This is a genomic window from Caldimonas tepidiphila (assembly GCF_003569765.1).
Taxonomy (GTDB): domain Bacteria; phylum Pseudomonadota; class Gammaproteobacteria; order Burkholderiales; family Burkholderiaceae_C; genus Caldimonas; species Caldimonas tepidiphila.
Genome location: NZ_QXMG01000041.1, coordinates 46,467 through 53,276 on the forward strand (window position 1 = coordinate 46,467; position 6,810 = coordinate 53,276).

Annotated in this window: 6 protein-coding genes; 2 read left to right on the forward strand and 4 right to left on the reverse strand. The window is 69.8% G+C overall.

All coding sequences use genetic code 11. From position 1 onward, the window contains the following. Positions 1-135: 135 nt before the first annotated feature. From D3A59_RS19125 to D3A59_RS19140, 4 genes are all read right to left on the reverse strand, one after another. Positions 136-1,149 carry a Bug family tripartite tricarboxylate transporter substrate binding protein gene (locus tag D3A59_RS19125; protein WP_119156925.1) on the reverse strand — a complete coding sequence of 338 codons (1,014 nt, stop codon included), beginning with the start codon at positions 1,147-1,149 and terminating at the stop codon, positions 136-138. Between the two features lie 163 nt (positions 1,150-1,312). Further along, positions 1,313-2,731, reverse strand: a complete 1,419-nt coding sequence (pyk, locus tag D3A59_RS19130; RefSeq protein ID WP_119156926.1) for a pyruvate kinase — start codon at positions 2,729-2,731, stop codon at positions 1,313-1,315. Between the two features lies 1 nt (position 2,732). Then, positions 2,733-4,025 (reverse strand): glycerate kinase type-2 family protein, encoded by a 1,293-nt coding sequence (locus D3A59_RS19135; protein ID WP_119156927.1) that lies wholly within the window; start codon positions 4,023-4,025, stop codon positions 2,733-2,735. 101 nt (positions 4,026-4,126) lie between these two features. After that, entirely contained in the window at positions 4,127-5,215 is a 1,089-nt protein-coding gene (locus D3A59_RS19140; protein ID WP_119156928.1) for a tartrate dehydrogenase, read from the reverse strand. A 113-nt stretch (positions 5,216-5,328) separates the two neighbouring features. On the opposite strand from D3A59_RS19140, the gene D3A59_RS19145 reads away from it, so the two are divergent. Further along, a complete protein-coding gene (locus D3A59_RS19145; protein ID WP_119156929.1) occupies positions 5,329-6,171 on the forward strand; it encodes a LysR substrate-binding domain-containing protein in 843 nt (280 codons plus the stop codon). Positions 6,172-6,568: 397 nt separating this feature from the next. Then, the coding region (locus tag D3A59_RS26445; RefSeq protein ID WP_240636128.1) for a transposase at positions 6,569-6,810 on the forward strand (242 nt) is incomplete at its 3' end.

Below are 6,810 nucleotides of genomic sequence, written 5' to 3' on the forward strand. Positions count from 1 at the left end.
ACTCCAACAACTGTCGTTTCGACGGCGGCAGCCTTGAGGAAAGACAGCCGCCGTCCTTGCTTGGATCCGGGATTCAAAGGGGGCTGGAACCGCGGAGCCGCGCTCGCCGACCGAGCAAGCCCGCGGGTACCGCTCTCAATCGTTCTTGATCTGGTGCTCCTTAACCAAGCGGGCGAATCGCGTCGTGTCGGCAGCGATCTGCTGCCGCATCTGCTCCGAGGTGTTGCCGATCGGCTCGGCCCCGATCTCCTCCATGCGCTTGCGGAAGTCCGGCGACTGGATGATCTTGACCATCTCCGCGTTCAGCCGGGCGACGACCTCCGGGGGCGTTCCGGCCGGGGCCAGCACGCCGAACCAGGTGCCCAGGTCGAAGCCCTTGAGCCCGCTCTCCTCCAGCGTCGGCACGTCCGGCAGCGCGGAGGAGCGCTTCGCGGTGGTGACGGCCAGCGCGCGCAGCTTGCCGGCCTTGATGTGCGGCAGCACGGGCGTGACGGTGTCGAAGGACATCGTGACCTGGCCGCCCATCAGGTCCGTAACCAGCGGGCCGCTGCCCTTATAGGGCACATGCACGAGATCGACGCCGGTCTCGGCCGAGAACTGCGTGCCGATCAGGTGCTGGAGCGTGCCCGCGCCGTTGGAGCCGTAGGTCAGCCCGCCCGAGGAAGTCTTGGCCGAGGCGATCAGCTCCTGGGCGGTCTTCGCGGGCGTGCTCGTGTTGACCGTGAGCACGTTGGGCACGAGGGCCACCGTGGTGATCGGCGCGAAGCTCTTCTCGAAATCGTAGGGGAGGGTCTTGTAGACGCTGGTGGCGATCGTGTGGTGGACCGCGCCCATCAGCAGCGTGTGGCCGTCCGGCCGGGCCTTGGCCACTCCGGCCGCGCCCAGGGTCGCGCCGGCGCCCGGCTTGTTCTCGATGATGACGGGCTGGCCCAGCGACTGGCGCAGCTTGTCGCCCAGCGCGCGGGCCAGCACGTCGGTCGTGCCGCCGGCCGCGAAGGGCACGACCAGGGTGATGGGCCGCGCGGGCCAGGCCTGCGCCAGGGCGGAGGTCCCGCTCAGGGCACACAGCCCGGCGATGCCAAGGGCCAGGACGGTGCGGCGGGTCGTGTTGCGGGTCGCGAGGCGACCGTGGGTGGAAGGTGCAGTCATCGTTGTCTCCTCTGGGAGCGGGGCGCGGAGCGCCCCGGGATCTAGAAAGCACAACCCGGCGGGCGGCCAGGGTTCATGGGGGAAGCCGGCGGGGGACGTGGGCGCGAGAACGTTCCACTCGCGCACGGGCGGGGACCGGCGCTCGGGCATGCCGTTCACCGCCTCACTGCACCTGCGCGATGCGCAGCAGGTTGGTCGTTCCCGCCACCGCGAAGGGCAGGCCGGCGGAGATGACGATCGGCTGGCCCACTTCGCCGAAGCCCTCGCGGCGCGCGGTGAGGCCCGCAAGATCAGTCATCTCGGGCACGTCCACCACCTCGTGGCAGAGCACCGAGTGCACGCCCCAGACCAGCGCGAGCCGGCGCGCGGTGGCCACGCGCGGCGTCATGCCGAGGATGGGCACCTGGGGCCGCTCGCGGGCCATGCGCAGTGCGGAATAGCCTGAGCTGGTGTAGGCCACGGTGGCCGGGACCTTGAGTAGCCGGGCAACATGGCGAACGGCATAGCCGATGGCATCGGCGGCCTCCGCGCGAGGGGCGGTGTGCGAGGCCTGGATGGCTTGGTGGTAGTGCTCGTCGGCCTCGGTGCGGGCGATGATGCCGTCCATCATGCGCACCGCCTCGACGGGGTACTTGCCCGAGGCGGACTCGGCCGAGAGCATTACGGCGTCGGCGCCGTCGTAGACCGCGGTGGCCACGTCCGAGGCCTCGGCCCGCGTGGGCACCGGCGCGCTGACCATAGACTCCAGCATCTGCGTCGCGACGATGACCGGCTTGCCGGCCTGCCGGCAGGTGCGCACGATGAGCTTCTGCAGCGAGGGCACCTGCTCGGCCGGCATCTCCACGCCCAGGTCGCCGCGGGCGACCATCACCGCGTCCGACGCCTCGACGATGGCCGCGAGGCTCTGGATCGCCGAGGGCTTCTCCAGCTTGGCGACGATGGAAGCGCGGCCCTGGACGATCTCCTTGATCTCGGCGATGTCCTCGGGCCGCTGAACGAAGGACAGGGCGATCCAGTCCACGCCGAGCGTGAGGCCGAAGTCGAGATCGCAACGGTCCTTCTCGGTCAGCGCCGAGAGCGGCAGCACCACGCCGGGCACGTTAACGCCCTTGCGCTCGGAGAGATGGCCGCCGGTCACGACGCGCGTCTCAGCGAAGTCCCGGCCGTGGCGCTCGACGCGCAGGTGCACGCGCCCGTCGTCCAGCAGCAGGTCGGCGCCCGGTTCCAGCGCGGCGAAGATCTCGGGATGCGGCAGCGGCACACGCGTCGCGTCCCCGGGCGTCTTCGTGTCCAGGTCGAGCCGGAAGCCCGCACCCTCGGCCAGCTGGATCGGCCCTTGCGCGAAGGTGCCGATGCGCAGCTTCGGTCCCTGCAGGTCGAGCAGCACGCCGATCGGGCGGCCCCGCTCGCGCTCGATCGCGCGGATCAGGTCCAGGCGGCGCTGGTGGTCATCATGGCTGCCGTGGCTGAAGTTGAGCCGGAACACGTCCGCGCCCGCGTCGAACAGCGCCTCGATGACGGAACGGGTGCTGCTGGCAGGGCCCAGCGTAGCGACTATCTTTGCATTGCGATGGCGTCGCATGTCAGGGTCTCCGGAAAGGGCCTGCAGGGCCGGTGACGAGAACGGCACGGAAGTCGTTGACGTTCGTGAGGGTCGGGCCGGTGATGACGGCGTCTCCCAGGGCCTCGAAGAAGGCGTGGGCGTCGTTGTCGGCGAGCGCGTCGCGGGGCCGCAGGCCGAGGGCCCAGGCGCGTGTGAGGGAGTCGGGGGCCCAGAGCGCGTCGGCGGTCTCCTCCTGGCCATCGACGCCGTCGGTGTCGCCTGCGAGGGCGTGGACCGTCGGGGCGCCGTCGAGCGCGAGGCCCAGGGCCAGCAGGCATTCCACGTTGCGCCCGTCCCGGCCGCTCCCGCGCACCGTCACGGTGGTCTCGCCACCGGACAGCAGCACGCAGGGTAGCTCGAAGGGCTGGCCCCGGCCGGCCGCCTGCAGCGCGATTCCGGCTAGGACCTTGCCCACGTCGCGCGCCTCGCCCTCGATCGCGTCGCCGAGGATGTGGGCCGCGATGCCTCCTTCGCGCGCTACGGCGGCCGCGGCTTCCAGCGCCTGCTGCGGCGTGGCGATGAAGCGGGTCTCGATCTCCGGCAGTCGCGGGTCGCCGGGCTTCAGCGTTTCGCCCTCGCCGCTGTGCAGGATCTCGAGCACCCGCGGCGGCACCTCGATGCCGTAACGGCGCAGGATATCCAGCGCATCGGCGCAGGTGGTCGGGTCGGGCACCGTGGGGCCGGAGGCGATGTCGATCGGGTCGTCCCCGGGCACGTCGGAGATGAGCAGGTTGAGCACACGCGCCGGGCTGCAGGCCGCGGCCAGACGGCCACCCTTGATGGCCGACAGGTGGCGGCGCACGCAGTTCATCTCGGCGATGGTCGCGCCGCTCCTGAGCAGCGCGCGGTTGACCGCCTGCTTGTCCTGTAGCGTCAGGCCCGGCAGCGGCAGGGGCAGCAGCGAGGAACCGCCGCCGGAGAGGAGGCACAGCACCAGGTCGTCGGCCGTGAGGCCTCTCACTAACTCCAGCATGCGGCGCGCGGCGCGCTCGCCGGCTGCGTCCGGCACTGGGTGCGCGGCCTCGACGATCTCGATGCGCTCGCAAGGGACTGCGTAGCCGTAGCGGGTCACGACGAGCCCTTCCAGCGGCCCTGGCCAGTGACTCTCGAAGGCCTGGGCCATTGCGGCGGAAGCCTTGCCCGCGCCGATGACGATCAGGCGGCCCCGGGGCGGCGCCGGCAGGAAGTCCGGGATCCGCAGCCGCGGCTGGGCCGAGGCGATCGCGGCGTCGAACATGCGCCGCAGCAGGCGCTGCGCGTCGTCCTGGTTCATGGTCGGTGGTCCTTGCAGTCCGGGTCGGGCGCGCAGGGCGCGGCCCCGAGGTCGCGCCGTGTTGCGGCGGACCTCGGCCCGGGGTGGGCGGGGGAAGGCGTTCAGGCGGCGCGGCGCTGTGCCGGCGCGGCAATCAGCTCGCAGACGGCTTGCGTCACCTGGGCCGTGGTGGCCCGGCCGCCAAGGTCACCGGTGTGGAGCGCGGGGTTGGCAGTGACCTTCTCGATGGCGCGCATCACGCGCTCGGCCGCGGCCTGCTCGCCCAGGTGCTCGAGCATCATGACCACCGACCAGAAGGTGCCGACCGGATTGGCCAGGCCCTTGCCCATGATGTCGAAGGCGGAGCCGTGGATCGGCTCGAACATCGAGGGGTAGCGGCGTTCGGGATCGATGTTGCCGGTGGGCGCGATACCGAGGCTGCCGGCCAGCGCCGCCGCCAGGTCGCTCAGGATGTCGGCGTGCAGGTTGGTCGCGACGATGGTGTCGAGCGTGGCGGGCTTGTTGACCATGCGCGCGGTGGCGGCGTCCACCAACTCCTTGCCCCAAGTCACGTCCGGAAACTCCTTGGAGACCTGCAGCGCGATCTCGTCCCACATCACCATGGCGTGGCGCTGCGCATTGCTCTTGGTGACGACGGTCAGCAGCTTGCGCGGACGGGACTGGGCCAGCTTGAACGCGAAGCGCATCACGCGCTCGACGCCGGCGCGGGTCATCATCGACAGGTCGGTGGCCGCCTCCAGCGGGTGGCCCTGGTGCACGCGGCCGCCCACGCCCGAGTACTCGCCTTCCGAGTTCTCGCGCACGATGACCCAGTTCAGGTCCTCGGGCCCGCAGCGCTTGAGCGGCGCATCGATGCCGGGAAGGATCCGGGTCGGGCGCACGTTGGCGTACTGGTCGAAGCCCTGGCAGATCTTCAGGCGCAGGCCCCACAGCGTGATGTGGTCCGGGATGTCCGGATCGCCCGCGAAGCCGAACAGGATCGCGTCCTTGCCGCGCAGCGCGTCCAGGCCGTCGGCGGGCATCATTTCGCCATGCTCGCGGTACCAGTCACCGCCCCAGCCGAAGTTCTCGAATTCGAACGCGAAGGAGCCGTCAGCCTTCGCCAGGGCTTCCAGAACCTGGCGGCCTGCGGGGATCACTTCCTTGCCGATGCCGTCGCCGGGAATCGTTGCGATCTGGTAGGTCTTCATCTCGGTGTCTCCAAAGTCGGTGAGCGAATGAGGTGGGACTGTAGGGACTGGACACCCCCGAGAAGCAGGCCTAAAGTGAATCCACTATTAACTTGGATTTAAAGGTTGATGCCGTGTCTGCGTCCCTCCAACCCGCCGAACTCGGCTTCTTCACACAGCTGGCCAGCAGCCCCAGCCTGAGCGCGGCCGGACGCGACATGGGGATCACCACCGCCGCCGTCAGCAAGCACCTGGCGCAGATGGAGAAGCGCCTGGGCGTGGCGTTGGTGAACCGCACCACGCGGCGCATGAGCTTGACGCCGGAGGGCGAGGTGCTCGTGGAGCATGCGCGGCGCATCTTGCGCGAGATCGACGACCTGCAGGAACTGCTGAGCTCACAGAAGGGCACGCCCAAGGGCCTGTTGCGCGTGAACGCGACGCTCGGCTTCGGCCGATCGCATGTCTCGCCGGTCGTCTCACGCTTTGTGCAGCAGTACCCGGACGTCGACGTGCAGCTCCAGCTCTCCGTCAATCCGCCACCGCTCAGTGACGATGCCTTTGACGTCTGCATCCGCTTTGGCGAGCCGCCGGATGCCCGGGTGATCGCGCGGCGCGTCGCCCCCAACCGGCGCGTGCTGTGCGCCTCGCCCGACTACCTGGCCCGCCACGGCCATCCGAAGGAGCCGCGCGACCTGATGAGCCACAACTGCATCGGCATCCGGCAAGGCGACGAGGCCTACGGACTGTGGAGGCTGACCACCGGGCGCGGGGCCAAGGAGCACACGGAGTCGATCAAGACGCGCGGGAACGTCACGACCAACGACGGCGAGATCGCGGTCAACTGGGCCTTGGACGGACTGGGCATCGTCATGCGCGCCGAGTGGGATGTGAACCGGTATCTAGCATCCGGCAGGCTGGTGCAGGTACTGCCCAAGGGAGCTTCTAGAAACCGCCCCTGCGGCATGATGCGGGGATGAGCAGCAAGAAGACACAGTACACCGATAGCCTGGAGCGCATGGGCGAGCTGGTGGACTTCGAGCAGGTGGCGGCTGCAGTGGATGCGGCCTGCCCCAGGCCCGATCGCAGCAAGGGCGGGCGGCCTCCGTATCCGACACGCAGCTTCCAGCGCTTCTGCGGCCTGGCCGACGAGCTGCGCATCCCGGACGCGCGCACGGTCTGGCTGTTCAAGCAGCGGCTCGCGCAGGGCGGGCTTGGCGCGCAGGCGATCTTCGATGCGGTGCAGCAGCAGTTGCAGGCCCAGGGCTACATCCCGAGGGGCGGTCAGATCGTGGACGCCACCATCGTGCGTGCGCCCATCCAGCACCTCGACAAGGAAGAGAAGGCTCTCGTCCAGCAGGGCGCCGTGCCGCTGGAGTGGGGCGCGAAGAAGAGCAGCCACAAGGACTGCGAGGCGCGCTGGACAACAAGCTGCACGCCAACGTCGATGCGCGCTACAAGCTCATCCGGCGCTACAAGGTCACGCCCGCTAATGTGGATGATGGCAATACCCTCCCGGAGGTCATCGACGCATCCAACACCGCCGCGCGGCTGTACGCGGACCGTGGCTACGACCGCCGAGCCAGCAGGGAGTTGCTGGCCGAGCACGGCTGCAAGGA

Coding starts and splice junctions, on each gene's coding strand:
- D3A59_RS19125 (WP_119156925.1), bottom strand. CDS start 1,149: ATGACTGCACCTTCCACCCACGGTCGCCTCGCGACCCGCAACACGACC.
- pyk (WP_119156926.1), bottom strand. CDS start 2,731: ATGCGACGCCATCGCAATGCAAAGATAGTCGCTACGCTGGGCCCTGCC.
- D3A59_RS19135 (WP_119156927.1), bottom strand. CDS start 4,025: ATGAACCAGGACGACGCGCAGCGCCTGCTGCGGCGCATGTTCGACGCC.
- D3A59_RS19140 (WP_119156928.1), bottom strand. CDS start 5,215: ATGAAGACCTACCAGATCGCAACGATTCCCGGCGACGGCATCGGCAAG.